Source organism: Bradyrhizobium sp. IAR9, from assembly GCF_013408065.1.
GTDB lineage: Bacteria > Pseudomonadota > Alphaproteobacteria > Rhizobiales > Xanthobacteraceae > Bradyrhizobium.
The window spans coordinates 763061-788371 of the sequence record NZ_JACBZW010000001.1; the positions used below are offsets into that span (position 1 = coordinate 763061).

The 25311-nt window shown below is 64.1% G+C and carries 24 protein-coding genes; 9 read left to right on the forward strand and 15 right to left on the reverse strand.

The features are described from left to right. From GGD67_RS03720 to GGD67_RS03745, 6 genes are all read right to left on the reverse strand, one after another. A complete protein-coding gene (locus GGD67_RS03720; protein ID WP_008139644.1) occupies positions 1-327 on the reverse strand; it encodes a rhodanese-like domain-containing protein in 327 nt (108 codons plus the stop codon). A 158-nt stretch (positions 328-485) separates the two neighbouring features. Then, complete coding sequence (locus tag GGD67_RS03725; RefSeq protein ID WP_091954077.1) at positions 486-2414, reverse strand: potassium transporter Kup; 1929 nt, start codon at positions 2412-2414, stop codon at positions 486-488. A gap of 140 nt (positions 2415-2554) precedes the next feature. Next, positions 2555-4453, reverse strand: coding sequence for a potassium transporter Kup (locus GGD67_RS03730; RefSeq protein WP_018320943.1), 1899 nt, complete (start codon positions 4451-4453; stop codon positions 2555-2557). A gap of 173 nt (positions 4454-4626) precedes the next feature. After that, on the reverse strand, positions 4627-5457 hold the full coding sequence (locus GGD67_RS03735; protein WP_018320942.1) for a flagellar motor protein MotB: 831 nt from the start codon (positions 5455-5457) through the stop codon (positions 4627-4629). A gap of 23 nt (positions 5458-5480) precedes the next feature. Then, positions 5481-6254 (reverse strand): motility protein A, encoded by a 774-nt coding sequence (locus GGD67_RS03740; RefSeq protein ID WP_018320941.1) that lies wholly within the window; start codon positions 6252-6254, stop codon positions 5481-5483. 213 nt (positions 6255-6467) lie between these two features. Next, entirely contained in the window at positions 6468-7292 is an 825-nt protein-coding gene (locus tag GGD67_RS03745; RefSeq protein WP_179730961.1) for an SDR family NAD(P)-dependent oxidoreductase, read from the reverse strand. A 99-nt stretch (positions 7293-7391) separates the two neighbouring features. Here GGD67_RS03745 and GGD67_RS03750 point away from each other — a divergent pair, with 99 nt between their 5' ends. Beyond that, positions 7392-7685 carry a hypothetical protein gene (locus GGD67_RS03750; RefSeq protein WP_018320938.1) on the forward strand — a complete coding sequence of 98 codons (294 nt, stop codon included), beginning with the start codon at positions 7392-7394 and terminating at the stop codon, positions 7683-7685. A gap of 15 nt (positions 7686-7700) precedes the next feature. On the opposite strand, the gene GGD67_RS03755 is transcribed toward GGD67_RS03750, so the two are convergent. From GGD67_RS03755 to GGD67_RS03770, 4 genes are all read right to left on the reverse strand, one after another. Continuing rightward, positions 7701-8420, reverse strand: a complete 720-nt coding sequence (locus GGD67_RS03755; RefSeq protein WP_028145264.1) for an RraA family protein — start codon at positions 8418-8420, stop codon at positions 7701-7703. A 122-nt stretch (positions 8421-8542) separates the two neighbouring features. Further along, the gene (locus GGD67_RS03760; protein WP_018320936.1) at positions 8543-9427 is read right to left on the reverse strand and encodes a phosphatidylcholine/phosphatidylserine synthase; all 885 of its coding nucleotides are present in this window, start codon (positions 9425-9427) and stop codon (positions 8543-8545) included. Between the two features lie 87 nt (positions 9428-9514). Further along, the gene (locus tag GGD67_RS03765; protein ID WP_312009894.1) at positions 9515-10243 is read right to left on the reverse strand and encodes a phosphatidylserine decarboxylase; all 729 of its coding nucleotides are present in this window, start codon (positions 10241-10243) and stop codon (positions 9515-9517) included. Between the two features lie 49 nt (positions 10244-10292). After that, on the reverse strand, positions 10293-12251 hold the full coding sequence (locus GGD67_RS03770; protein ID WP_179730963.1) for an ABC transporter ATP-binding protein/permease: 1959 nt from the start codon (positions 12249-12251) through the stop codon (positions 10293-10295). 201 nt (positions 12252-12452) lie between these two features. Here GGD67_RS03770 and GGD67_RS03775 point away from each other — a divergent pair, with 201 nt between their 5' ends. Beyond that, on the forward strand, positions 12453-13058 hold the full coding sequence (locus tag GGD67_RS03775; RefSeq protein ID WP_026202462.1) for a TIGR00730 family Rossman fold protein: 606 nt from the start codon (positions 12453-12455) through the stop codon (positions 13056-13058). A gap of 4 nt (positions 13059-13062) precedes the next feature. Here GGD67_RS03775 and GGD67_RS03780 read toward each other — a convergent pair whose 3' ends face one another. The 4 genes from GGD67_RS03780 to cysS form a co-directional block, all read right to left on the reverse strand. Next, complete coding sequence (locus GGD67_RS03780; RefSeq protein ID WP_179730965.1) at positions 13063-13440, reverse strand: VOC family protein; 378 nt, start codon at positions 13438-13440, stop codon at positions 13063-13065. A 136-nt stretch (positions 13441-13576) separates the two neighbouring features. Continuing rightward, complete coding sequence (cimA, locus tag GGD67_RS03785) at positions 13577-15175, reverse strand: citramalate synthase (RefSeq protein ID WP_179730966.1); 1599 nt, start codon at positions 15173-15175, stop codon at positions 13577-13579. Further along, positions 15172-15663 (reverse strand): GNAT family N-acetyltransferase, encoded by a 492-nt coding sequence (locus GGD67_RS03790; RefSeq protein ID WP_177236916.1) that lies wholly within the window; start codon positions 15661-15663, stop codon positions 15172-15174. The genes cimA and GGD67_RS03790 overlap by 4 nt, the downstream gene beginning before the upstream one ends. Before the next feature lie 115 nt (positions 15664-15778). Next, positions 15779-17161, reverse strand: a complete 1383-nt coding sequence (cysS, locus tag GGD67_RS03795; protein WP_179730968.1) for a cysteine--tRNA ligase — start codon at positions 17159-17161, stop codon at positions 15779-15781. Positions 17162-17453: 292 nt separating this feature from the next. Here cysS and GGD67_RS03800 point away from each other — a divergent pair, with 292 nt between their 5' ends. Beyond that, positions 17454-17759 (forward strand): hypothetical protein, encoded by a 306-nt coding sequence (locus GGD67_RS03800; RefSeq protein WP_018320927.1) that lies wholly within the window; start codon positions 17454-17456, stop codon positions 17757-17759. 178 nt (positions 17760-17937) lie between these two features. After that, positions 17938-19119 carry a DUF2865 domain-containing protein gene (locus GGD67_RS03805; RefSeq protein ID WP_179730971.1) on the forward strand — a complete coding sequence of 394 codons (1182 nt, stop codon included), beginning with the start codon at positions 17938-17940 and terminating at the stop codon, positions 19117-19119. A gap of 215 nt (positions 19120-19334) precedes the next feature. Here GGD67_RS03805 and GGD67_RS03810 read toward each other — a convergent pair whose 3' ends face one another. Then, positions 19335-20240, reverse strand: a complete 906-nt coding sequence (locus tag GGD67_RS03810; protein ID WP_179731431.1) for a DUF2189 domain-containing protein — start codon at positions 20238-20240, stop codon at positions 19335-19337. Positions 20241-20772: 532 nt separating this feature from the next. On the opposite strand from GGD67_RS03810, the gene GGD67_RS03815 reads away from it, so the two are divergent. From GGD67_RS03815 to GGD67_RS03835, 5 genes are all read left to right on the forward strand, one after another. Continuing rightward, entirely contained in the window at positions 20773-21606 is an 834-nt protein-coding gene (locus GGD67_RS03815; protein ID WP_018320924.1) for a cytochrome c oxidase subunit II, read from the forward strand. Positions 21607-21685: 79 nt separating this feature from the next. Continuing rightward, positions 21686-23464, forward strand: coding sequence for a cbb3-type cytochrome c oxidase subunit I (locus GGD67_RS03820; RefSeq protein WP_018320923.1), 1779 nt, complete (start codon positions 21686-21688; stop codon positions 23462-23464). After that, positions 23461-24165, forward strand: coding sequence for a cytochrome c oxidase subunit 3 (locus GGD67_RS03825; RefSeq protein ID WP_018320922.1), 705 nt, complete (start codon positions 23461-23463; stop codon positions 24163-24165). The genes GGD67_RS03820 and GGD67_RS03825 overlap by 4 nt, the downstream gene beginning before the upstream one ends. 14 nt (positions 24166-24179) lie before the next feature. Beyond that, the gene (locus tag GGD67_RS03830) at positions 24180-24902 is read left to right on the forward strand and encodes a heme-copper oxidase subunit III family protein (protein ID WP_179730973.1); all 723 of its coding nucleotides are present in this window, start codon (positions 24180-24182) and stop codon (positions 24900-24902) included. A 9-nt stretch (positions 24903-24911) separates the two neighbouring features. Then, positions 24912-25304, forward strand: coding sequence for a cytochrome C oxidase subunit IV family protein (locus tag GGD67_RS03835; protein WP_179730975.1), 393 nt, complete (start codon positions 24912-24914; stop codon positions 25302-25304). Positions 25305-25311 lie beyond the last annotated feature (7 nt).

Genomic DNA, 25311 nt, shown 5'->3' on the forward strand with positions numbered 1-25311 from the left:
TCAGCCACCGACCTTGCTGGGAAGACCCGCCGCCTTCCAGCCGAGCATGCCGCCGGCCAGATGCTTGTCGTAAGGCAGGCCCGCCGCCTGCGCCGCGAGCGAGGCCGTCACCGAGCGTTTGCCCGAGCGGCAGGCAAACACGACCTCCTTGCCCTGGGGATCGGGGATCGCCTTGGGATCGAAGGTCGAGAGCGGCACCACGACGCCGTAGGGATAGGCCTCGGCTTCGACCTCGTTCGGCTCGCGCACGTCGACGAGGAGATAGCGGCCCTCCGCAACACCCTTGGAGACCTCGTCCGGGGTCAGATCCTGCACCTGGTTTGCCACATCATCCTCCAACGTCGCGCGTGCCAGCCGGACCTATCCCGGCCGGCGGCAACCTCGCCTCTCGGCTCACGAAAATCAAGCGCTACAAAGGCTTGAGCCGCGCGGCGCAAGTTAAAGCTAAATCGCAGCGACTTGAAGTGCGGCGTTGGTTCGGCCGCCTAGATCGTCACCTGCGTTCCGACCTCGACCACGCGGCCTGAGGGGATCTGGAAATAGTCCGTGGCGTCGTTGGCCGAGCGGCTGAGCGAGATGAACAGCCGGTCCTGCCAGCGCGGCATGCCGGAATGGACGGCAGGCTTCAACGCTCTGCGCGACAGGAAGAACGAGGTCGACATGATGTCGAACTGCCAGCCGAGCTTGCGGGCGATCGCCAGCGCCTTCGGCACGTTGGGCGATTCCATGAAGCCAAACTTCAGCGTCACCTTGGAGAAGGTCGGGCTGATCTGCTCCAGCTTGACGCGCTCGGCTGGATCGATCCGTGGGGTCTGCGCCGTCTCGATGGTGAGAATGACGTTCTTCTCATGCAGCACTTTGTAGTGCTTCAGACTATGCATCAGCGCCGTCGGCGCGCTGAGCGGGTCGGAGGTCAGGAACACGGCGGTTCCCGGCACCCGCTGCGGCGGCCGCTTCTCCAGCATCGCCACGAGATCGGCGAGCGGGAACTCGAGCTTGCGCGACTTCTCGAACAGCAGCCGGCTGCCGCGCCGCCACGTGTACATCAGGATGATCATGACCGCGCCGAGCGCCAGCGGCACCCAGCCGCCCTCGAACACCTTGAGCAGGTTGGCGGCCAGGAACGTGAGGTCGAGGAACAGGAACGGCGCAATCAGCGCCCCGGCCGCGAGCGGCGACCAGCGCCAGACCTTCCAGATCACGACGAAGCCCATCATCGCCGTGACCACCATGGTCCCGGTGACGGAGATGCCGTAGGCCGAGGCGAGCGCGCTGGACGAGCGGAACAGGAGCACCAGCAGCACCACCGCGACCAGCAGCAGCTGGTTGATGCGCGGGATGAAGATCTGGCCGGAATGGGCTTCCGACGTATGGCGAATTTCGAAGCGCGGCAACAGACCCAGCTGGATCGCCTGGCGCGTCAGCGAATAGGCGCCGGTAATGACCGCCTGGCTGGCGATGACGGTTGCCATGGTGGCGAGCACGACCATGCAGCCGCGGAAAAAGCCCTGCGGGAAGAGCTGGAAAAACGGGCTGACGATCGCGCCGGGATCGCCGAGCACGAGCGCGCCCTGCCCGAGATAGTTCAGCGCCAGCGACGGCAGCACGATGAACAGCCACGCGGTCTGGATCGGCCGCTTGCCGAAATGGCCGAGATCGGCATAGAGCGCCTCGGCCCCGGTGACCGCGAGGAACACGGCGCCCAGCGTCACGAAACCGATGATGCCGTGGTGGAACATGAAGGACACGGCGTAGAGCGGGTTCAGCGCATACAGCACTTGCGGCTGCTGGATGATCGGATGGATCGCCGCCGCCGCGAGGACCGCAAACCAGACGCACATGATCGGGCCGAAGAAGGCGGCGACGCGGGCGGTTCCGCGCGACTGCACGGCGAACAGGCAGACCAGGATCACCACCGTCAACGGCACGATGTAAGGCTCGAACCGCAGCGTGACGTCCTTCATGCCCTCGATCGCCGACAGCACCGACAGCGCAGGCGTAATCACGGCATCGCCGTAGAACAGCGCGCCGGAAATGATGCCGAGCAGGACGACGGTCGCCCCGCCGGTGCCGACCGCGCGTTGGGCCAGCGCCATCAGCGCCAGCGTGCCGCCCTCGCCATTGTTGTCGGCCCGGAGCAGGATCACGACGTATTTGAGCGTCACCACGACGATGAGTGCCCACAGGATCAGCGAGACCACGCCGAGCACCGCCGCCGGCGTCGGCAGCCCCTCTGCGCCAGAGGCGGCCATCACCGCTTCGCGGAACGCGTAGAGCGGGCTGGTGCCGATATCGCCGTAGACGACGCCGATGCTGCCGAGGGTCAGCGCACCGAAACGGGCGGTGGTGTGGGCCTCGCCATGGCCATTGGCCGCCGCCGTTTCCGGGGCGGAAATCACTACATCACTTGTCATGGGAGAGCCCAGTGGCCTCTAAAATGCTTCACTGCACAACGGCGGAAGAGCGCGCGGCTTATAGTCCTGCGCTACCGGCATAGCCTAGCCCGATTCCGGGGCCTAGACATGCAAATTTGCATGACTGAGGCAGTTGCGTTCTAGATGGTGACTTGGGTTCCGACTTCAACCACCCGTCCCGTGGGGATCTGGAAGTAATCGGTGGCGTCGTTGGCGGACCGGCTCAGCGCGATGAACAAATGGTCCTGCCACAGCGGCATGCCCGACTGCGCCGACGCCTTCAGCGACCTCCGGGACACGAAGAATGACGTCGACATGATGTCGAACTGCCAGCCCTGCTTGCGCGCGATCGCAAGTGCCTTGGGCACGTTCGGCTGCTCCATGTAGCCGAAGCGCAGGCGGACTTTCGAGAACTTGTCGCTGATCTTCTCCATACGGAAACGCTCCGCCAGATCGACCCGGGGCGTATGCGCGGTCTCGATGGTCAGGATCACGTTGTGCTCGTGCAGCACCTTGTTGTGCTTGAGATTGTGCAACAGCGCGGTCGGCACAAAGGAGGGATCGCTGGTCAGGAACACCGCGGTGCCCTTGACGATGTGCGGGGGCCGCTTCTCCAGGCTGCGGATCAGATCGTCCAGCGGCACCTCGATCCGGCGCGTTTTCTGGATCAGGATTCCGGAGCCCTTCCGCCAGGTCCAGATCGTTCCCGCCATGGCCACGCCGAACAGCAGCGGCACCCAGGCGCCCTCAAGCAGCTTCAGGAGATTGGCGCTGAAGAAGCTCAGATCGACGATGACGAAGGGCATGATCACGGCCGCAGCCGTGGCAGCGCGCCAGTTCCACAATTTCCAGATCACGATGAAGCCCATGATGCCGTCGGCGACCATGGTGGTGGAGACCGCAATGCCGTAGGCCGAGGCCAGGTTGCTGGGGGTGTGGAACAGCAGCACCAGCAGCATCACGCCGATCAGCAGCAGCCGGTTCACCCGCGGCAGGTAGATCTGGCCGGCGTGAGTCTCGGAGGTGTAGCGGACCTCGAAGCGCGGCAAGAGGCCGAGCTGTACCGCCTGATAGACCAGCGAATAGGCGCCGGTGATCACCGCCTGGCTCGCGATCACCGTCGCGGCGGTCGCAAGCCCGACCAGCGGCAGCACCAGGCTCTCGGGCACCATGCGATAGAACGAGTGCTCGATCGCGCTGGGATCGGACAGCACCAGCGCGCCCTGCCCGAAATAATTGATCAAGAGCGCGGGCAGCACGAAGAACATCCAGGCCGACTGGATCGGCTTGCGGCCGAAATGGCCGAGATCGGCATAGAGCGCCTCGCCCCCGGTCACCGCCAGGAACACCGCGCCGAGGGTGACAAGGCCAATCGTGCCGTGCGACAGCACGAACTGCACGGCGTAATAGGGATTGATCGCCGCCAGCACGGACGGATCGTCGGCGATGTGGACGGCTCCCATCACGGCGATGACGGTGAACCAGATCACCATCACCGGCCCGAAGGCCGAGGCGACCAGCGCGGTCCCCTTGCTTTGGACCGCGAACAGCAACGCCAGAATAAGGACCGTGAGCGGCACGACGTAATGCTCGAACGCAGGGGTTGCGAGCTTCAGGCCTTCGACCGCCGATAGCACTGAGATTGCCGGCGTGATCATGGAATCGCCGATGAACATGGAAGCGCCGACCACGCCGAGGGCGAGCAGGAACCAGCTCCGCCGCCCGAGCGCGCGCTGCCCGAGCGCCATCAGCGAGAGCGTGCCGCCCTCCCCGTTGTTGTCGGCGCGCAGCAGCAGCAGCACGTATTTGGCGGTGACGACGATCAGCAGCGCCCACAGGATCAGGGAGAGCACGCCGAGAACCATGACCCGCGAGACCGGCTCGCCATGGGCGGCGCCCCTGACAGCCTCGTGGAATGCGTAGAGCGGCGAAGTGCCGATATCGCCGAAGACGACGCCGATGCTCCCGAGCGTAAGGGACCAAAAGCCTGAAGTGACCGGCCCGTCCTGGGTCTCGGCCTGTGTGATGCTCGCCGTCATGAAGGTGGAAAACGCTTCTTCCCTGGAATTGATCCGGCGCCTTTTGACGCTTCCGGCGCGCCTGTCAATCGGCGCACCACCATAGCAGGCGCCGAGCTGGATGCTGTGACGCCGCAGCCACGCTCATCGCCAGCGCGACGACATGCCTCAGGTAAGATGGTAGCGCAAGGGGGTTAGGGCTTCAGATTCGGCGGCAGCGGCGGATCTTCGCGCATCAGGGTGATGGTCACCCGCCGGTTGGCCGCGAGCGAAGGATCGTCCGGAAACAGCGGCTGGGTGTCCGCCTTGCCGGAGACGGCGAAGATGTGCGACGGCGGCAGGCCCTCGCGTTCGAGGATCTGGCGCACGGCATTGGCACGGTCGGCCGACAGATCGAAGGCGCCGTAGTCGCTGCGGGTCGGCACGAAGCCGGCCGCGGTATGGCCGGCGATGGAGACGCGCAGCGGCGTGGCCTTGAGCGGGATCGCGAGCTTCTCGACCAGGCGGCGGGTGCGATCATAGGGCACCTTGGAGCCGTCGGCGAACATCGAGCGGCCGTCCTGGTCGACGATCTCCAGGTTGAGACCCTGCTTGGTCTCCTCGAACATGATGTGCTTGGACATCTCGGTCAGCTCCGGCATGTCCTGCAACGCCTGGCGCAGCGAGGCTGCGGCGAGCGCGAAATTGCGGTCGACCTTGATCTTCGCGCCCGACGTGCGGTCGCGATCCTCCTGGTCCGGCGTCGGCGTGTTGGAGGCATCCTCGGGCTGGATATGGTCGACGTTCTTCAGCCGCGGGCGGGTCGGCAAACCGTCTGACTCGACGATGCCGGCATAGCGCGCTTCGCTCTGCACGCCGAAGGCGTCCCGCATCGATCCCGCGACGATCTTCAGCTTGTTGGCGTCCTGCGTCGAGAACGCCACGAGCATCACGAAGAAGCTCATCATCAGGCCCATGAGGTCGGCGAAGGTCACGAACCAGCCGTGACCGCCTCCATGGGCATCGCCGCGTTTCTTCTTGGCCATGTCTCAAATCCCGGCGGGCGTGCTTACGCCGGCACCGGCTCGCCCTCGGCGTGGCGATGCTTCTCCGGCAGGTAGGCCAGCAGCATTTCGCGCACCAGGGTCGGGCTCTTGGAGTCGCGGATCATCAGGATGCCGTCGATGATCAGCGTGCGGTTGGTCTCCTCGTCCAGCAGCTTGCCGTGCAGCTTGTCGGCGATCGGCAGACAGAACAGGTTCGCGACCAGCGCGCCGTAGAGCGTGGCGAGCAGCGCGGTCGCCATGAACGGGCCGAGCTTGGAAGGGTCGGTCATGTTGGCGAACATCTGCACCATGCCGATCAGGGTGCCGATCATGCCGAAGGCCGGAGCGCAGTCGCCGATGGCGCGATAGATCTTGCTGCCCTCGTCAAGGTGCATGAGGAAGTTGTCGCGGTCGCGCTCGAGATTGTCGCGGATGAAGTCGAGGTCGTAGCCGTCGGCGACGTAGCGGATGCCCTTGGCGAGGAAGGGCTCATCGGTCTCGACCTTTTCCAGACCCACCGGGCCCTGCTTGCGGGCGATCTCGGCGATGCGGGCGAGCTCGTCGACGAGGTCGTGCGCCGACAGGCGGCTCATGGTGAAGGCGAACTTGGCGCCGAGCGGAAGGCCGTGCAGGAGTGCCGAGAGCGGAAAGCGGATCATGGTGGCGGAGATCGAGCCGCCGAAGATGATGATCATGGCATGTTCGGAGATGAACATGTGAAGGTCGCCGCCCATGAAGATCATCATCGTGATGACGATGATGCCCGCAATGAGCCCGACGCTCGTCATGATATCCATGGGATACTCCAACGCGTACGCAACAACGGCCGTCCTGGCCGCTGGCGCGGCCCAACCCCGAACCGCATCGGAAACCCTAGAGTGCCGCCCTTAAAGCCGCGTAAAGGTTAAGTTGATCCGGCACGCCAGACCGGCGCAGCGCATCGGGATGAGGCCGGCTTTGCCGATGGCCGACACGAATTTCAACGCTTTGCTAACCATGATTGCGGCGCGCTAGCGTGCCAGACCCGTCAGCTTCAGGCTCAGTTCGCGCAGGCGCTTGCGGGCAGCTGCATCGTAGGCCTGCGGATTGGCGCGCGCCTCGTTCATGCCGTTGAAGAACAGCCCGCTCTTGCCTGCGACATCGTCACCCTCGACGAGGCGCAGGATCGCCGCGCCGCCCTGCTCCACCGTCGAGATCGGCGTGACGCCGCCGGCGCGCACCATCGTGGTGTTCATGTAGGTCGCCGGATGCAGCGCATTCACGGTGATGCCCGCGCCCTTCAGTTCGTCAGCGAGATCGATGGTGAACATGATCTGGGAGAGCTTGCTCTGTGCATAGGCACGCGAACCGCTGTAGCCCTGCGTGATCATGACGTCATCGAAATCGATCGGATGCTGGCCGAGGGAGGCGACGTTGACGATCCGCGACGGCGCCGCGGACCTCAGCAGCGGCAGCAATAGATGGACGAGCAAGAAACCCGAGAGATAGTTCACTGCAAAACGCAGCTCGTGACCGTCGGCGCTAACTTGCCGCTGCGGGCCGTCGTTCTGCGAACCGATGCCGGCGTTGCTGACGAAGACGTCGAGACGCTGGTGATCGCGGATGACCGCTTCGGCGAGCGCACGCGTACCCGACATCGACGACAGATCGGCCTGATAGAAGGTCGGCGCGGCACCGCCGGCTTTCGCGATCTCGTCGCTCAACACCTTCGCACGCGCCGCATCGCGGCCATGGATCAGGACCCTTGCACCGTCTTCGGCCAGCCGGCGCGCGACGTAGCGGCCGACGCCGTCGGTCGAGCCGGTTACCAGGATCGTCTTGCCATTCATCTTCATCGTGCGTCCTCCGGCTGCGGCCCTGCGCCACGGGGGCGGAACCAGGGATGACTGCTATTCTAGCCCTGCAGCATGCTCCATCGCGGGAGCCGTTTTGCAATGTTGACGCTGTTCAGTCTTCTCACCGCGCTGCCTGCGGTGTTGGCGCTCCACCTGCTCGAGCCGGAACTCGTTCTACCGGCCTTCAGCCTCGTGCTCTTTGCCGAGGCCGCCTTCGCGGTGATCGCAGCGCGCTTGATCCACCTTCCGGACAATGCGGAGGACATCACGCTGTGGGACCTTGCAGGCGGCTTCACCCTGATCGGGTGCGCCGCTGCAGTGTTCGGCGAGCCGGATCAGGCCGCCCTGTTTCTGACGGAACAGGGGGGCCCACGGCCGGTGTCGCAGCCTTAGGCGGCCCATCCCCCCTCAGTGAATCTCCGCCGAGCGCTTCAGCGCGGCCTTCAGCTTCTCGAGCGAGAAGTCGGGACTGCGGGCGATCTCCAGGATCGGCGTCTCGCGGCGGCCGCAGAGTTCGGCGGCCTCCGGCAGCTTCGCGGCGATGTCGAGCGGGATCACAATCGCACCGTGCTGGTCGGCATGGATCAGGTCGTCGGACTTCACGGTCATGCCGGCAACGCGAACCTCGCCGCCAAAGCTCTCCGCATGCACCCAGGCATGCGACGGGCCGATCGAGCCGGCCAGCGCCTGGAAGCCCGGCGCCCATTGCGGGATGTCGCGGATCGAGCCGTCGGTGATGACGCCGAGGCAGCCGAGCGCCTTGTGCACGTTGCTCTGCACCTCACCCCAGAACGCGCCGTAGCCGACGTCGGGACCGTCGATGTCCTGGATCACCGAGATGCGCGGACCATGGCCGGTGCCGACATATTCGTAATATTCGATGCGGCGCCTGGACTGCTCTTCGGCCGGAAGCGAGGATTTCAGCACCGAGCGGATCGCGACCGTGCGGGCATAGCCGACGATCGGCGGCAGGTCGGGAAACGGGCAGACCAGTTGCTTGGTGGTGTAGCCGATCAGTCGGCGCTCGGGCGCCACGATCTCCATGGCATTGCAGATCGTCGGCGTGTCGTAGCGGCCCAGCGCTTCGAGGACGGAAGCGGGCAGCGGCCCGGTCGCTTTATCAGTCACGGCGTTCTCTCCCAGATTGGCGGTCGCTGTTGGCGCGATGCCGCCGGCACAAGGCGATATAGCCGAGATCAGGTCTCAACCCAACTCGGGGGGCCTCATGGCAGATATCCGCGCGTGGCCGCTCAGTGCAGTCGTCCGGGCCGGTCGTCGTCGTCGTTGGGCGGCTCCGACAAATTCGCCAGCGTCGGCGCCGACGGCGGCGAGGTGACCTCGCCTCCCGACGGCGCGGTGGCGTCCATCGCGCGGGCCTGGTCGCGATAGGATTTGTAGCCGAGCGGCAAAGCGAGAAGATACAGCACCGTGCCAATCGATAGTACGTGCCAGGGATAGGCGATCAGCAGCGCGATGAAGACGATCACCGCGACGAACGCCGGCAGCACCAGCTCCGGCGGCACGCGCATGCGCTTGGTCTTGCCGGAGAACACCGGCAGGCGCGACACCATCAGGAAGGCGATCAGCAGTGTGTAGGCGGCGGTCAACCCTGCGGGCCAGCGGCCGAGATCGAGGAACGCGACATAGATCGGCAGCAGCACGGTGATCGCGCCGGCCGGCGCCGGCACGCCGGTGAAGAAATTGGCAGCGAAGGCCGGCTTGTTCGGGTCGTCCATGGTGGCATTGAAGCGCGCCAGGCGCAGGCCGCCGGAAATCGCGAACACCATGGCTGCGATCCAGCCGGCATTGCCGAGCTCGTGCAGCTGCCAGAAATACAGCATCAGGCCCGGCGCGACGCCGAAATTGACGAAATCGGCGAGGCTGTCGAGCTCGGCGCCGAACTTTGACTGGCCCTTGATCATGCGCGCGATGCGGCCGTCGATGCCGTCGAGCGCGGCCGCGAACACGATGGCATAGACCGCGAGCGACATCCGCCCCTCGATCGACAGCCGGATTGAGGTCAGGCCGGCGCAGATCGCCAGCAGCGTGATGACGTTGGGCACCAGCATCCGCACCGGAATCGGGCGGAACCGCCGGCGGCGCGTATCGGGGTATTTGAAGTCATAGGGCGTCATCGCGGGTCCTCACCTCAAGGCGAGATATAGCAAGCCGCGTCCCCCTCCGCCATTGCGGCGGAAGGCCCCCACAGACCGACTTATTGGTTAATTGGCGCGGAAGGCGCGGCTGGGGTCGTCTCCGGAAAGGTCGGCCAAAATCGTCTCGCCGGCGATCGCGGTCTGCCCTTCCGAGACCAGCGCTTTGCTCCCCACGGGCAGATAGACATCGAGCCGGGAGCCGAAGCGAATCAGGCCGAAGCGCTCGCCGGCGCCGATCGCCTGGCCCTCCCTGACGAAGCAGACGATGCGCTTGGCGACGAGCCCTGCGATCTGCACCACGCCGATCCGCGCCGTCGCTGTCGAGATGACCAGCGAGTTGCGCTCATTGTCCTCGCTGGCCTTGTCGAGCTCGGCATTGATGAAAAGGCCAGGCCGGTAGGCGATGCGGTCCACCCTGCCCGCTACGGGAGCGCGGTTCACGTGGCAGTTGAACACGCTCATGAACACCGAGATGCGCGGCAGCGGCCGGTCGCCGAGCCCGAGCTCGGCCGGCGGCAGCGCCATGGTGATCATCGAGACGCGGCCGTCGGCCGGCGACACCACAAGCCCCTCGCGCACCGGCGTCACGCGCACCGGGTCGCGGAAGAACAGCGCGCACCACACGGTCAGGATCGTGCCGATCCACCCCAAAGGCGACCACAGCCAGAACAGGACGAGGCTTGCCAGCGCAAAGCCGCCGATGAAGGGATAGCCCTCCTTGTGGATCGGCGGGATCTGACGCTGGATCGAATCGAGAATGGACATCGGTATCTGCCGCTCGGGGGTTAATGGCACGGGTCGTCGCGCGGGCTTGTTTAGGCCAGAGTTGGGACCGGAGACAAGGTCACTCCGCCGCCGCGGGCGCCGTCAGGGCGTCGTTGACCGGTGGCGGCTCCCGGTTGGGTGCCTCGCTGGTATCGGCCATCTTGGCCAGCTTCTCGCGTGCCGCCTCGGCCTCACGCTGCCTGTTCCACATGCTGGCATAGAGACCGCCATGCGCGAGCAACTGGCCATGGGTCCCCCGCTCGGCAATGCGGCCCTGATCCAGCACGATGATCTCGTCGGCCCCGACGATGGTCGAAAGCCGGTGCGCGATCACCAGCGAGGTGCGGTTCTTCGCCACGCGGTCGAGCGCGCCCTGGATCTCGTGCTCGGTATGGGTATCGAGCGCCGAGGTCGCCTCGTCCAGCACCAGGATCGGCGGCGCCTTCAGGACGGTGCGCGCGATCGCGACGCGCTGCTTCTCGCCGCCGGACAGTTTGAGCCCGCGCTCGCCGACCTGGGTCTCGTAGCCCATCGGCGCCATGCGGATGAAATGGTCGATCTGGGCCAGCTGCGCCGCCTCTTCGACTTCAGCGTCATCGGCGTCCCAGCGACCGTAGCGGATGTTGTAGCGGATGGTGTCGTTGAACAGCACGGTGTCCTGAGGCACCATGCCGATCGAGGCCCGAAGCGAATCCTGCGTCACCGCGCGGATGTCCTGGCCGTCGATCAGGATCCTGCCGCCGGAGACATCATAGAGGCGAAACAGAAGCCGCGAGATGGTCGACTTGCCTGCGCCCGACGGTCCGACGATGGCAACGGTCTTGCCGGCCGGGACCTCGAAGCTGATGCCCTTGAGGATCGGGCGGGTCGGCTCATAGGCAAAGCGCACATCCTCGAAACGCACGGTGCCGGCGGAGATGACCAGAGGCGTTGCATCGGGCGCGTCCTTGATCTCGGCCTCGCGGCCGATCACGCCGAACATCTTCTCGATGTCGATGATCGCCTGCTTGATCTCGCGATAGACCATGCCCATGAAGTTGAGCGGCTGGTAGAGCTGGATCATCATGGCGTTGACCAGCACGAAATCGCCGACCGTGTTGGTGCCATTGCGCACGCCGATCGCGCACATCAGCATGGTCGCGGTCAGCCCCAGCGTGAAGATCACGGCCTGGCCGGTGTTGAGCACCGCGAGCGAGGTGTAGGTGTGGACGCTCGCCTCCTCGTAGCGCGCGACCGACTTGTCGTAGCGCTGCGCCTCGCGGGCCTCGGCGCCGAAATACTTCACGGTTTCGTAGTTGAGCAGCGAGTCGATCGCCTTGGTGTTCGCCTCGGTGTCGGAATCGTTCATCCGGCGGCGGATGCCGATCCGCCACTCGGTCGCGATGTAGGTGTAGTACATGTAGAGCGTGACCGTGATCAGGGTGGCGACCACGTAACGCCAGTCGAACTGCCAGAGCAGCACGGCCATCAGCAGCGAGACCTCGACGATGGTCGGGATCAGCTGCAGGATCACCATGCGCACGATGACCTCGATGCCCTCGCGCCCGCGCTCGAGCACGCGCGTCAGACCGCCGGTCTTGCGCTCGAGGTGGAAGCGCAATGAGAGCTCGTGCATGTGGACGAAGGTGATGGTGGCGAGCTTGCGCACCGCATGCATGGCGACGCGCGCGAAAATGCCGTCGCGCCATTGCGTCAGCAGCGCCATCAAGATGCGCATCACGCCGTAGCTCACGGTCAGCAACAGCGGCGAGGCGATCACCCAGAGGTGCCAATTGTCCGCCTGCACCGGCGCCGTGTTGGCGCCGGTCAGCGCGTCCGTCGCCCATTTGAAGCTAAACGGCACCGTCAGCGTGATCAGCTTGGCAGCGAGCAGCAGCACAAGCGACCACATCACGCGCATCTTCAGGTCGAAGCGGTCGCCCGGCCAGATATAGGGCCACAGATGCGCCAGCGTGCCCATCAGCGTCGCCCGCTCCGGTGCGCCGCCGGGAGGAGGATCGGGAACGTCGGCGCCGTCGAACGATTGAGGTTGGTCCATCAAAAAGCCTGAAAGCCCGCCGGATGCGGGCGTCGCTGCGATTAACGATTTTCGCACGTCATATAGAGCCTTCCCGATGCCAGCGCACCCCGCCAGATGGCGAATCTTCGATTGTTTGCCGCCATTTACCGGTAGATTTCCGGGTGATCCGAATCACCGATTGGGCTTGACGCCTCTTCGCTGCAATGCATCATGGCACCAATGAGCACTATTAAAACCGTCTGTGTCTATTGCGGCTCCGGCCCCGGAACCAATCCCCGCTTCACCGAAGGCGCCAAGGCGTTCGGCAAGGCGCTCGCCGAGAACAACGTTCGGCTCGTCTATGGCGGCGGCTCGCTCGGCCTGATGGGCTCGGTCGCGACCTCCGTGCTCGATCACGGCGGCACCGTCACCGGCATCATCCCGGAATTCCTGCGGATGCGCGAGAACGCGCTGACACGCGTGCAGGAGATGATCGTCACCCCCGACATGCACGAGCGCAAGCGCTTGATGTTCGAACGCTCCGACGCCTTCGTGGCGTTGCCCGGCGGCGTCGGCACGCTGGAAGAGCTGGTCGAGCAATTGACCTGGAAACAGCTCGGCCGTCACGCCAAGCCGGTCCTGCTGGCCAACATCGACAATTTCTGGGAGCCGCTGTTCTCGCTGCTGTCGCACATGCGCCAGACGGAGTTCATCCGCGCCGGCCTTTCGGTCGACATCCTCAAGGCCGATCGGGTCGAGGACATCTTGCCGAAGCTGAAGGCGGCCGCGGCCCAGATCGACGAGGCCGAGAAGAAGCTCGCCCCGGAAGTCGCCCGCAAGCTCTGACGTCCTACTCGCTCGGAAACGTCACCGCCTCGATCCGGTTACCATCGGGGTCGGTGACGAAGGCCGCGTAGTAGCGTACGCGGTCATGCGGACGGATGCCGGGCGCACCGTCCGAGACGCCGCCGGCGGACAGCGCTGCGGCGTGAAACGCATCGACCTCGCTTGTCGTCTTCGCCCGCAGGCAGATATGGACGCCGCTTTCGGGGGCTACGGGCGGCATGGTCTCGCGTAGATTGATCCAGAATTCCGGATAGGCCTTGCCGAAACCGACCGTGCGCGGCCGCGTGACGAGGCGCGAAAGGCCGAGGGCGGCGAGCGTTGCCTCGTAGAATTTCGCGGCGCGCTCGAGATCGCTGACGCCGACGGAGATGTGGTCGATCATGCCCTGCCCTTTCCTCACCCACTGTCATCGCCCGGCTTGACCGGGCGATCCAGTACTCCGAGCCGCGCGAGAGCTACCGAGAAGCCGCGGCGTACTGGATACCCCGCCTTCGCGGGGTATGACAGTCATCGAGGGACTACGCCGGCGCGCCCGACTTCACGAGCTTGTAGATCACCGAATCCATCAGCGCCTGGAACGAGGCGTCGATGATGTTGGGGGAGACGCCGACCGTGGTCCAGCTGTCGCCGTTCTCGTCCTCGCTCTCGATCAGGACGCGCGTGACCGCGCCGGTGCCGCCGTTGAGGATACGCACGCGGTAGTCGATCAGCTTCAGCCCCTCGATGTATTTCTGGTACTTGCCGAGGTCCTTGCGCAGGGCAACGTCGAGCGCGTTGACGGGACCGTTGCCTTCGGCAGCCGAGATCAGGTGCTCGCCGGCGACGTCGACCTTCACCACGGCCAAAGCGACGGTGACACGTTCGCCGTGCGAATTGTAGCGCTGCTCGACATTGACGTCGAACTGCTCGACCTCGAAATAATGCGGCACCTTGCCGAGCGTGCGGCGCGCCAGCAGCTCGAACGAGGCGTTGGCGGATTCATAGGCGTAGCCGGCCGCCTCGCGCTCCTTCAATTCCTCGACGAGGCGCGTCAGCTTCGGATCGCTCTTCTCGTAGGGAATGCCGGCACGGTCGAGCTCGGCGATGACGTTGGATCGTCCGGCCTGGTCCGAGACCAGGACCTTGCGGTGATTGCCGACCGTCTCCGGCAGTACGTGCTCGTATGTCTGCGGGTCCTTCAGCACCGCGGACGCATGGATGCCGGTCTTGGTGACGAAGGCGCTCTCGCCGACGTAAGGAGCATGCCGGTTCGGCACCCGGTTGAGCATGTCGTCGAGCGTGCGCGAGACCTTGACCAGAGTTGCCAGCTTCTCGGCCGTGACGCCGATCTCGAAGGCGTCCGAAAACTCCGGCTTCAGCTTCAGCGTGGGGATCAGCGAGCAGAGATTGGCGTTGCCGCAGCGCTCGCCAAGGCCGTTCAGCGTGCCCTGGATCTGCCGCGCGCCGGCACGCACCGCGGCGAGTGAATTGGCCACCGCCTGCTCGGTGTCGTTATGGGCGTGGATGCCGACGTGGTCGCCGGGGACGTGCTTAGTAACTTCGGTGACGATGGCCTCGACCTCGTGCGGCATGGTGCCGCCATTGGTGTCGCACAGCACCACCCAGCGCGCGCCGGCCTCGAAGGCGGCCTTGGCGCAGGCGAGCGCGAAGCTCGCATCTTCCTTGTAGCCGTCGAAGAAATGCTCGCAGTCGAGCATGACCTCGCGACCGGCGGCCTTCGCGGCCGCGACGCTGTCGCGGATCGAGGCGAGGTTTTCCTCCTTCGTCGTCTCGAGCGCGACGCGCACCTGATAGGCGGATGCCTTCGCGACGAAGCAGATCGCGTCGGCCTTCGCTGCCAAAAGCCCGGCCACACCCGGATCGTTCGAGACCGAGCGCCCGGCCCGTCGCGTCATGCCGAACGCCGTGAAGCGCGCATGGGCGAGCTTGGGCTTGCTGCCGAAGAACTCGGTGTCAAGCGGATTGGCGCCGGGATAGCCGCCTTCGACATAATCGATGCCGAGGTCATCGAGCATCGCGGCGATAACCTGCTTGTCGGTGAGCGTGAAATCGACGCCGTTGGTCTGCGCGCCATCGCGCAGCGTGGTGTCGAACAGATAAAGGCGCTCTTTGCTCATTGCCCCGCTCCGAGCGTCTTCTTCATGGTGGTGTTGGCAAGCCATTCGTCATTGATGGTGACGCTATTGCGCTGCTGGGCAGTGTAGCCGCGCTTGGCGAAAAAGCCCTGCGCGGTGTCGCTGGCATCGACGTTGAGGCTCTGCGCGCCGCGGCCGCCGGCAAGCTTTTCCAGCGCATCGACCAGCATGGTGGCGATGCCCTGCCCGCTGACGGCCGGATGCACATAGAGCATGCGGATGTGGTCATTGCCGCGCAGCGAGGCAAAGCCAACCGGCGAGCCATCGAGCGTCGCGATCAGCGTCAGGTCTGACGCGAGGTGCTTGCCGAACTCTTCGCTGTCCGCCACCTCCATCCAGGCCTGCTGCTGCGCCTCGCTATAGTCGTCGCCAGTCAGCTCCTCGATGCTGGCGGTGAAGATCGCAGCAAGAATTGGCACGTCCGCCGGCAGGAACGGCCGCAAGCCGGGCTTTGGCAAAGTCTGTCCCATCGTCCTCACCACATCCCATAGAGCTTGAGAACCAGCGCCACGGCACCCGCGAGCAGCGCGATCTTCAGCGCGATGTAATAGAGCCAGTGCCGCGGGAAAGGCGTGTCGGGCCGTTTCATCGCGCGACCTCCCACGTCGTTCCTTCCTTGGAGTCCTTGATCGCGACGCCCATTGCAGCGAGCAGATCGCGAATGCGATCGGATTCCCTAAAGTCCTTGCGGCTACGGGCCGCCGTCCGCTCCGCGATCAGGCGCTCGACTTCCCCGGCATCGACGCCGCTCGCCTGCTGCTTGCGTCCTTCCCACTGCGCTGCGCTCTCGGACAAGAAGCCGAGCAGGCGCAACGAGCCCGCCAGAGCACCCACGTCACCTCCACGCAGGCCATGCAACGCCGCGATCGCCAGCGGCGTGTTGAGATCGTCGAGCAGCGGCTCGACCACGGACGCAGCCGGCTCGCCGGGCGCGACGTCGGCGGCAACGCGATACCAGTCGTCGAGCGTCTTGGCGCTCTCCTCCAGCGACTTCATGGTCCAGTCGATCGGCGAGCGGTAGTGCGTCTTGAGCATGTTCAAGCGCAGTACCTCGCCGGGCCAGTCCGCGAGCAGCTCATGGATCGTGATGAAGTTGCCGAGGCTCTTCGACATCTTCTCGCTTTCGACCTGCAGGAAGCCGTTGTGCATCCAATAATTCGCCATGCGCTCTCGGTGGAAGGCGCAGCAGGTCTGTGCGACCTCGTTCTCGTGATGCGGAAAGACGAGATCGATGCCACCGCCATGGATGTCGAAATGCTCGCCGAGATGCTTCCAGGCCATGGCCGAGCACTCGATGTGCCAGCCGGGACGCCCCTCGGCCTTGATGCCGGCCGGTGACGGCCATGACGGCTCGCCCGGCTTGGACGGCTTCCACAGCACGAAATCGGTGGCATCGCGCTTGTAGGGCGCGACATCGACGCGGGCGCCGGCGATCATCTCGTCGAGCGATCGCTTCGACAGCGCACCGTAGCGGGGCAGCGAGGAATTTGCTGCGTTCATCGCCTGCGGCGAGAACAGAACATGGTCCTCGGCGGCATAGGCAAAGCCGCCCTTGATCAGCCGCTCGATGATCTCGCGCATCTCGCCGATATGCTCGGTCGCGCGCGGCTCGACGCTCGGCCGAAGCGCTCGAAGCGCATCGACGTCGGCGTGAAACTGCTTGCCGGTCTGCTCGGTGACCTTGCGAATGGCCTCGTTCAGCGGCAGGCCCGGGAAATCGCGCGCGGCGCGGTCGTTGATCTTGTCGTCGACGTCGGTGATGTTACGGACATATTTGACGTGCGCCTCGCCATAGAGATGGCGCAGCAGCCGAAACAGCACGTCGAACACGATCACCGGCCGTGCATTGCCGATATGGGCGAAGTCATAGACGGTCGGCCCGCAGACATACATGCGGACGTCTTTCGCATCGAGCGGCGCGAAGATGCGTTTTTCCTTCGTCAGCGTATCGTAAAGGCGCAATTCCATATGGATACCCGTCGGCTGTTGGCCGGGCGTCCAAGGCTCTCAATGTTTTTGAGAAAAGACGGCTCCAGCCAGCGAATCGCTAGCTCATAATCTCGCGGCAAATGGCGCAAATGGCGAGGAGACCGTTCATGCGGCCACATATGGGCTATGAGGCGGCCCCGCGTCAAGGGAGCCGCGGAAATGCCGTTTTATGTCCGCAAAGCGCGCAGCCCGCCGGGGTGGTTCGTGATCCTTAACTATTTGAGCCCATTCTGGAACCAGATTGTTCCCTTTTTTGCCTCCCGGTATTTTCATGCGATCCTTGCTCGCGCTCATTTTCAGCGCCTCGATCCTCGCGGCATCCGGTGCCCGCGCCGAGACCCGCGTCTTCATCATCGCCAACCAGGCTGACGGCTACGGCGTCGATCAGTGCCTGGCCAAGGGCGAGAAATGCGGCGCCTCCGTCGCCCGCACCTACTGCCAGTCACGAGATTTTGCCCAGGCATCAAGCTATCGCCGGGTCGATCCCGACGAAATTACCGGCTCTGTCCCCAAATCCGGCGCAAACTGCTCCCATGGCCATTGCGACGAATATGTCGCAATCACTTGCCAGCGCTGAATTCGCTCGGAGCTGGCGCAGCTTAGGCCCGGTCCATTGGCCCCCAAAACGACGTGACGATGCCGCAGGAAGCGGCTATTGGGAGGGCGCGCTTCGGCGCCCAAATCGCTTCGGCGTCCAAGTCGCCTCAGTCCAAGTCGCTTCAGTCCAAGTCACATTGGGCCATGACCTCGCTAGAATGGCGGATATGCCTGAATTCTTGTCCCTCTCTCGTGCTCGCTTGCTTCTTGCCTGCACCGTGCTCATGAGCACGGCCGTGCTCGTCACCGGCGCCCTCGCGCAGGCCGGTCCGCCCGGACCGCCGCCTCAGCCCGGCCAGAACGGACTTGGGCCCAATCCGATGTGCGTGCGGTTGGAAGGCCAGCTCGCGGCGCTGGACCGCGGCGGCGGTGGTGACCCCGCGCGCGAAGACCAGATCCGCCGTTACCAGGATTCCCAGGCCAAGCAGCAGGCCGAGCTGGACCGCGTCACCATGCAGGCCAAGCGCATGGGCTGCGATTCCTCCGGCTTCTTCTCGCTGTTCAACGGCCAGTCGGCCCAATGCGGACCGGTCAACACCCAGATCCAGCAGATGCGCGCCAATCTGGACCAGATCACCGGCAATCTCGAGCGTTTGCGCGGCGGTGGCGGCTTCAGCGCGGAACGCGACAGTCAGCGCCGCTCGGTGCTGGTTGCGCTGGCGCAGAACAATTGCGGCCCGCAATATGCCAACGCCGTGCAGTCGCAAGGCGGCGGCAACTTCCTCAGCAATCTGTTCGGCGGCAACAACGCGGGCAATCCGCAAGGCGTGCCGCCCTCCGATCTCGGCCCGCAATCCGGCACCTATCGCACCGTGTGCGTGCGCACCTGCGACGGCGCCTATTTCCCGGTCTCGTTTGCGACGGTGCCGGCGCGCTTCCCCGACGACGAGAAGACCTGCAAGGCACTCTGCCCGGCCGCGGAAGCCGTGCTCTACACCCATCGCAATCCCGGCGAAGACATGAACTCCGCGGTCTCCGTCAGTGGCCAACCCTACACGGCGCTGCCGACCGCTTTCAAATTCCGCAGCGAGTTCAACCCTTCCTGCTCCTGCAAGGCCGCAGGACAGACCTGGGCGGACGCATTGAAATCGGCCGACGACAAGGCGGCAGCCGAGCAGCAGGGCGACATCATCGTCACCGAGGAGAGCGCCAAGAAGATGCAGCAGCAGCGGCTCAACAAGGGTGCGCCTGCGAATGCCAAGAAGGGCGCAGCTCCCGCGCCGACCACGGCGAATTCACCAGCCGCGACGCCGCCGGCAGATACCGCCCCCCCTGCGAGCTCCGAGAACAAGCCGATCCGGTCGGTCGGGCCGACCTTCCTGCCGCAGCAGCAAAAGTAAATCATCTTTTGCTCAACTGTCATGCCCCGCGACCCGGCTACGCCAAGGCTTCGCCGGGGTTTGAGGTCTTGGCTCGCCGAAGCTTCAGCGTAGGCGGCAAGCGGGGCATCCAGTACTCCGTGTCGACAGTTGGCGCGCACCGGCAGCGCCGCGGAGTATTGGATCATCCGCTTTCGCGGATGATGCCAACAATCAATGGGGCGCGATCGCCCGTCTCACTCACCCTCGCGGCTCCACGGGAAGAGATTGGCCGGAAAGTCCGCCGCGTAGCGCCTTCCCTTCCTGGGCGGCGGCGGCGCGTCCGGTGGATTCGGATTTGGCTCGACCACCCGCCGATAGAGGTGCCAGGTGGCATGGCCAAGCACCGGCAGAACGACAGCGAGACCGACGAAGAGCGGTAACGAGCCGATCACGAGCAGCACCGCGACGATGACGCCCCATCCGGCCATCGCAACCGGGTTCGCCGCTACTGCTCGGAGCGAGGTGCGGATCGCGTCGATCGCAGTCGCATGCCGGTCGAGCATCAACGGAAACGACACGACGCTGACACACAAGGCCACAACCGCAAACAGGAAGCCGACACCGCAACCGACGATGATGAGCGACCAGCCTTCCGGTGTCGTCAGCACGCGCGTTGCGAAGTCGGGAATGCTTGCGGCCGCCGCATGACCGAAGATTGAGACATAGATTGCGTTCGCGACACCGATCCAGGCCCCGAACAGGACCAGCAGGAGCACGCCGAGTTCGACCATGGCGCCCAACGACGGTGCGCGCAGCACCTTGACCGCATCCCATGCATCGACCTCCTCGCCGCGCTCACGACGCCGGCTGAGTTCGTAGAGACCGATCGCGGCAAACGGGCCAATCAGGGCAAAGCCGGCGGCCAGTGGAAATAGTAGCGGCAGCACCGAATAGCCGAGAACCATCCTGAACAGGACGAGACCGAGAACGGGATAAATCACGCACACGACGATCGCGTGACTCGGCATCGCCTGGAAATCCTCCCAACCCAGGCGCAGGGCCTCGGTCAGATCGGACAGGCTGATCTTGCGAACGGGATAAGAGGCCGCTTCGCCGAATACGTGCCGCCTGATGATGTCGTGGGAGTACAGAGTGGCCATGAACGGACCCTCCCGTGCTGAAAATCGCGGTTTCGATAACACGCGCTTTCCAGCCACGCGTGTCCGCCTGATGAGCAGGAAACGCGATGGGTCGAGTACGGCAACCCAGGTTCAACGAACGAGCCTGGCCGGACGGAACCCGTCGCGACCTGCCTCGCAAACTTTAGCGCTTGCGGCGCAAGGCTGCACTCACGGTTGGGTGAATTGTGCACCAGCACGGATTTGTGCGTTGCATCACCCAGACCCAACCTGCGCGCCTGATGCTCTGTCGGCTTTGCCAGCACGGCGATCAACCACGTCGGGGCACCTACATTGCGCTATTGACGCCGGGTTGGGCTGGTATCATTTTAGACGCAGACGCCCTTAGAGTTGATGGTCGCGAATATTCTCTTGATTTCGCGGCCAGTGGAATGGGCGAGGCAAGAGGCCGGCGATGGCATAAGTGCCAACCGAAAAAGGCCAGCCATCGCGACAGACATGAGCTCCGCCCTGGATTCGTATCCGTAGCCTTCGATGGCAAGGATGGATCAGGATGGCTGTCGCACTGATACTGCTTCTGGTCGCGATCGGCTCGGTGCTGTTTCACCTCTACAGCCCATGGTGGTGGACGCCGATCGCCACGAACTGGGCCTATATCGATCACACCATCAACATCACGTTCTGGATCACGGGCTTCGTTTTCGTCGCGGTCATCGCCTTCATGGCCTATTGCGTCTTCCGCTTTCACCACAAGGAGGGAAGACGGGCTGACTACAATCCTGAAAACAAAAAGCTCGAATGGTGGCTGAGCGTGGGAACCGGAATCGGCGTCGCGGCGATGCTCGCCCCTGGCCTCGTGGTCTGGCACCAGTTCGTGACGGTGCCTGCGGATGCCACCGAGGTCGAGGTGATGGGCCAGCAATGGCAATGGAGCTTCCGCCTTCCGGGCAAGGATGGGCGGTTGGGCACATCCGATGTCCGCAACATCGCGTCCGAAAATCCGATGGGGCTCAATCGCGATGATCCGCATGCGCAGGACGACGTCGTGATCGAGAACGGCGACCTTCACCTTCAACTGGGAAAGCCGGTCAAGGTTCTGCTCCGCTCGGTTGATGTCCTGCACGATTTCTACGTGCCCGAATTCCGGGCCAAGATGGACATGGTTCCGGGCATGGTGACTTATTTCTGGATCACGCCGATCCGAACCGGAACGTTCGACGTTCTCTGTGCGGAGCTTTGTGGCGCGGCTCACTATCAGATGCGGGCCAAGGTCATCGTCGACGAAGAGCGTGAATATCACGCCTGGCTGGAGCAACAGAAAACGTTTGCAGGATTGCCGCCGGCAAGCACCGTCGTGAAGGCGACATATCAATCCGGCGGCAAGTAGCAAGGCGCCGCCGCGAAGATGGATCGGGTGCGTGAGACCAACTCGTCGCCCCCGATGGAAACGACCGAGGAGGTTTTCTATGGTCGATATTCCATATGAAGGGATCGCAGGCACTCCGCCTGCCGAAGTACCTGATGTCGAGCTCTATCATCCGAGGAGCTGGTGGACACGGTATGTCTTCTCGCAGGACGCCAAGGTGATCGCCATTCAGTACTCGCTGACGGCCTCGGCCATCGGGCTGGTGGCCCTGGTGCTCTCGTGGCTGATGCGACTGCAGCTGGGATTCCCCGGCACCTTCTCCTTCATCGATGCCAACCAGTACCTTCAGTTCATCACTATGCACGGCATGATCATGGTGATCTACCTGCTCACCGCATTGTTCCTGGGCGGCTTCGGCAACTACCTGATCCCGCTGATGGTCGGCGCCCGGGACATGGTTTTCCCCTATGTGAACATGCTGAGCTATTGGGTCTACCTGCTCGCAGTCCTCGTGCTGGCCTCGACATTCTTCGTGCCCGGCGGCCCGACCGGCGCCGGCTGGACGCTGTACCCGCCGCAAGCAATCCTCTCCGGAACGCCCGGGCAGGATTGGGGCATCATTCTCATGATGTCGTCCCTGATCCTGTTCATCATCGGCTTCACCATGGGCGGGCTGAATTACGTGGTGACGGTGCTCCAGGCACGCACCCGCGGCATGACGTTGATGCGCCTGCCCCTGACGGTGTGGGGCATTTTCACGGCAACCGTGATGGCGTTGCTGGCATTCCCTGCACTTTTCGTTGCCTCGGTCATGCTGCTGCTCGACCGCCTGCTGGGAACCAGTTTCTTCATGCCCTCCCTCGTCGAGATGGGCCAGCTATCGAAATATGGCGGGGGCAGCCCGCTGCTCTTCCAGCACCTGTTCTGGTTCTTCGGCCACCCCGAGGTCTACATCGTTGCCCTGCCCGCCTTCGGCATCGTTTCCGATCTGATCAGCACGCATGCACGCAAGAACATCTTCGGTTACCGCATGATGGTCTGGGCGATCGTGGCCATCGGCGCGCTCAGCTTCATCGTATGGGCGCACCACATGTATGTGAGCGGCATGTTCCCGCAATTCGGGTACTTCTTCGCCACCACGACGCTCATCATCGCCATCCCCACTGCGATCAAGGTCTACAACTGGGTGCTGACCCTGTGGCGCGGCGACATTCATCTCAGGGTGCCGATGCTGTTCGCCCTCGGCTTCATCATCACCTTCGTGAACGGCGGGCTCACCGGCCTCTTCCTCGGCAACGTCGTCGTCGACGTGCCCCTCTCGGATACCATGTTCGTGGTCGCGCATTTCCACATGGTGATGGGCGTGGCGCCGATCATGGTCGTGCTCGGCGCGATCTATCACTGGTACCCCAAGGTCACGGGGCGAATGTACAATGACGCACTCGGCAAGTTTCACTTCTGGGTCACTTTCCTCGGCGCCTACCTGATCTTCTTCCCCATGCACTATCTTGGACTGCTCGGGGTTCCGCGCCGGTATTTCGAACTTGGAGATACGTCGTTCATCCCGTCCTCGGCCCATTCACTGAACGCCTTCATCTCCGTGGTGGCCTTGACCGTCGGCTTCAGCCAGATGGTGTTCCTGTTCAATCTTGCCTGGAGCCTGTTCAAAGGTGAGGCCTCAGGCGGCAATCCGTGGCGGGCGACGACGCTGGAATGGCAGACGCCGGAGACGCCTCCGGGGCACGGCAACTGGGGCAAGGAGCTCCCGGTCGTGTACCGCTGGGCCTATGATTACAGTGTGCCTGGCGCCGCGGAGGACTTCATTCCGCAGAACCAGCCGCCGCACGCGACGCAGCTCATTCAGGGAGCTGCTTCGTGAGCGCCATCATCCTTTTCCTGGCTGTGCTTGCGGTGATCGCCGGGTGGTGGCTGTCGCAGCAGCGGCTGACGGCCAAGCCCTGGCTGGAGGAAGGCCCGGCTGGTGACTTCCCCGGCGGCGATGCCATGACCTGGCCGGCAGCAAAGGTCGGACTTGGGGTGTTTCTCGCCGTCGCGAGCGCATTGTTCGTCCTCTTCATCAGCGCCTACTCGATGCGCATGGACGTGGCGGACTGGCGGACGCTGCCCGTGCCGCGGCTGCTGTGGTTCAACACGGGCGTCCTGATCCTGAGCAGCGTCGCGCTGCAATGGTCCTACGTGGCCGCGCACCGAGACGACGCTGAAGGCGTCATGATCGGCCTGCTCGCGGGCGGCGCAGCTGCCGTGATCTTCCTCGGCGGACAGCTTCTGGCCTGGCAACAGCTCGGCGCGGCCGGATATTTCGTGGCGTCCAATCCGGCGAACTCCTTCTTCTACCTGTTGACCGCAGTGCACGGGCTGCATCTGACCGGCGGTCTGGTGGCTTTGGGCCGAACCTCGACCAAGATGTGGCGCGGCGCCGGGATCGCCGACATGCGCTTGAGCGTGGAGCTGTGCGCCATCTATTGGCATTTCCTGCTGCTGGTCTGGCTTGTGCTGCTCGGGCTTCTCACGGGCTGGACCGACGATTTCGTCAACATCTGTCGCCGATTGCTGAGCTAGGGAGGCGAGACCAGATGGCAGAGACCGTGCTGACAAATCCGGGCCATTCGACTGCGCGGCTTGAGGGCTGGCGCGGCATCGCCGCCGACTGGGCGTCTGATCAGCGCGCCTTCAAGAACGTGTCCTGGGGCAAGGCCATGATGTGGATCTTCCTCCTCAGCGACACCTTCATCTTCAGTTGCTTCCTGCTTTCCTACATGACGGCGCGCATGTCGACGACCGTGCCGTGGCCCAATCCCAGCGAAGTCTTCGCCCTCAATATCGGCGGCAACCACATCCCCCTGATCCTGATCGCCATCATGACCTTCGTGCTGATCAGCAGCAGCGGGACGATGGCGATGGCCGTCAATTTCGGCTACCGCCGCGATCGCGTGAGAACCGCAGCCTTGATGTTGGCCACGGCGGCGTTCGGCGCAACCTTCGTCGGCATGCAGGCCTTCGAATGGACCAAGCTGATCATGGAGGGCGTCCGGCCCTGGGGCAATCCGTGGGGCGCACCGCAGTTCGGCGCGAGCTTCTTCATGATCACGGGCTTCCACGGCACCCACGTGACGATCGGCGTGATCTTCCTGATCGCCATTGCGCGGAAGGTCTTGCGCGGCGACTTCGACGTCGAGAGGCGTGGCTTCTTCACGAGCCGCAAGGGGTATTACGAGATCGTCGAGATCACGGGCCTGTACTGGCACTTCGTCGATCTCGTGTGGGTATTCATCTTTGCATTCTTCTATCTTTGGTGAGGTCGGCGCATGACAAACGCGGCGGTACACATGGAAGGACAGCTCCACGCTCCGGCGCATGGCGCAGTCGCAACGGGAGCCGTTCACGCCAAGGGTCAACAGCACCCGATCAAGCTCTACCTCGTGGTCTGGGGCTGGTTGTTTGTCCTCAGCACGTGCTCCTACCTCGTCGACTATTTTGGCCTGCATGGCTATCTGAGGTGGTCGCTGATCCTGCTGTTCATGATGTTGAAGGCCGGCCTGATCGTCGCCGTCTTCATGCACATGGCCTGGGAGCGACTGGCCTTGGCCTATGCCATCCTACTGCCGCCGATCGCGGTGTTGGTCTTTGTGTCGATCATGGTGCTCGAATCCGAATACACGCACTTCCTGCGGGTGCTGTTTTTCGCAACCCCGTCGTAGCACCGGC

Coding starts and splice junctions, on each gene's coding strand:
- GGD67_RS03725 (WP_091954077.1), bottom strand. CDS start 2,414: ATGACAAGTGATGTAGTGATTTCCGCCCCGGAAACGGCGGCGGCCAAT.
- GGD67_RS03730 (WP_018320943.1), bottom strand. CDS start 4,453: ATGACGGCGAGCATCACACAGGCCGAGACCCAGGACGGGCCGGTCACT.
- GGD67_RS03735 (WP_018320942.1), bottom strand. CDS start 5,457: ATGGCCAAGAAGAAACGCGGCGATGCCCATGGAGGCGGTCACGGCTGG.
- GGD67_RS03740 (WP_018320941.1), bottom strand. CDS start 6,254: ATGGATATCATGACGAGCGTCGGGCTCATTGCGGGCATCATCGTCATC.
- GGD67_RS03745 (WP_179730961.1), bottom strand. CDS start 7,292: ATGAAGATGAATGGCAAGACGATCCTGGTAACCGGCTCGACCGACGGC.
- GGD67_RS03750 (WP_018320938.1), top strand. CDS start 7,392: ATGTTGACGCTGTTCAGTCTTCTCACCGCGCTGCCTGCGGTGTTGGCG.
- GGD67_RS03760 (WP_018320936.1), bottom strand. CDS start 9,427: ATGACGCCCTATGACTTCAAATACCCCGATACGCGCCGCCGGCGGTTC.
- GGD67_RS03770 (WP_179730963.1), bottom strand. CDS start 12,251: ATGGACCAACCTCAATCGTTCGACGGCGCCGACGTTCCCGATCCTCCT.
- GGD67_RS03775 (WP_026202462.1), top strand. CDS start 12,453: ATGAGCACTATTAAAACCGTCTGTGTCTATTGCGGCTCCGGCCCCGGA.
- GGD67_RS03780 (WP_179730965.1), bottom strand. CDS start 13,440: ATGATCGACCACATCTCCGTCGGCGTCAGCGATCTCGAGCGCGCCGCG.
- cimA (WP_179730966.1), bottom strand. CDS start 15,175: ATGAGCAAAGAGCGCCTTTATCTGTTCGACACCACGCTGCGCGATGGC.
- GGD67_RS03790 (WP_177236916.1), bottom strand. CDS start 15,663: ATGGGACAGACTTTGCCAAAGCCCGGCTTGCGGCCGTTCCTGCCGGCG.
- cysS (WP_179730968.1), bottom strand. CDS start 17,161: ATGGAATTGCGCCTTTACGATACGCTGACGAAGGAAAAACGCATCTTC.
- GGD67_RS03800 (WP_018320927.1), top strand. CDS start 17,454: ATGCGATCCTTGCTCGCGCTCATTTTCAGCGCCTCGATCCTCGCGGCA.
- GGD67_RS03805 (WP_179730971.1), top strand. CDS start 17,938: ATGGCGGATATGCCTGAATTCTTGTCCCTCTCTCGTGCTCGCTTGCTT.
- GGD67_RS03810 (WP_179731431.1), bottom strand. CDS start 20,240: ATGGCCACTCTGTACTCCCACGACATCATCAGGCGGCACGTATTCGGC.
- GGD67_RS03815 (WP_018320924.1), top strand. CDS start 20,773: ATGGCTGTCGCACTGATACTGCTTCTGGTCGCGATCGGCTCGGTGCTG.
- GGD67_RS03820 (WP_018320923.1), top strand. CDS start 21,686: ATGGTCGATATTCCATATGAAGGGATCGCAGGCACTCCGCCTGCCGAA.
- GGD67_RS03830 (WP_179730973.1), top strand. CDS start 24,180: ATGGCAGAGACCGTGCTGACAAATCCGGGCCATTCGACTGCGCGGCTT.
- GGD67_RS03835 (WP_179730975.1), top strand. CDS start 24,912: ATGACAAACGCGGCGGTACACATGGAAGGACAGCTCCACGCTCCGGCG.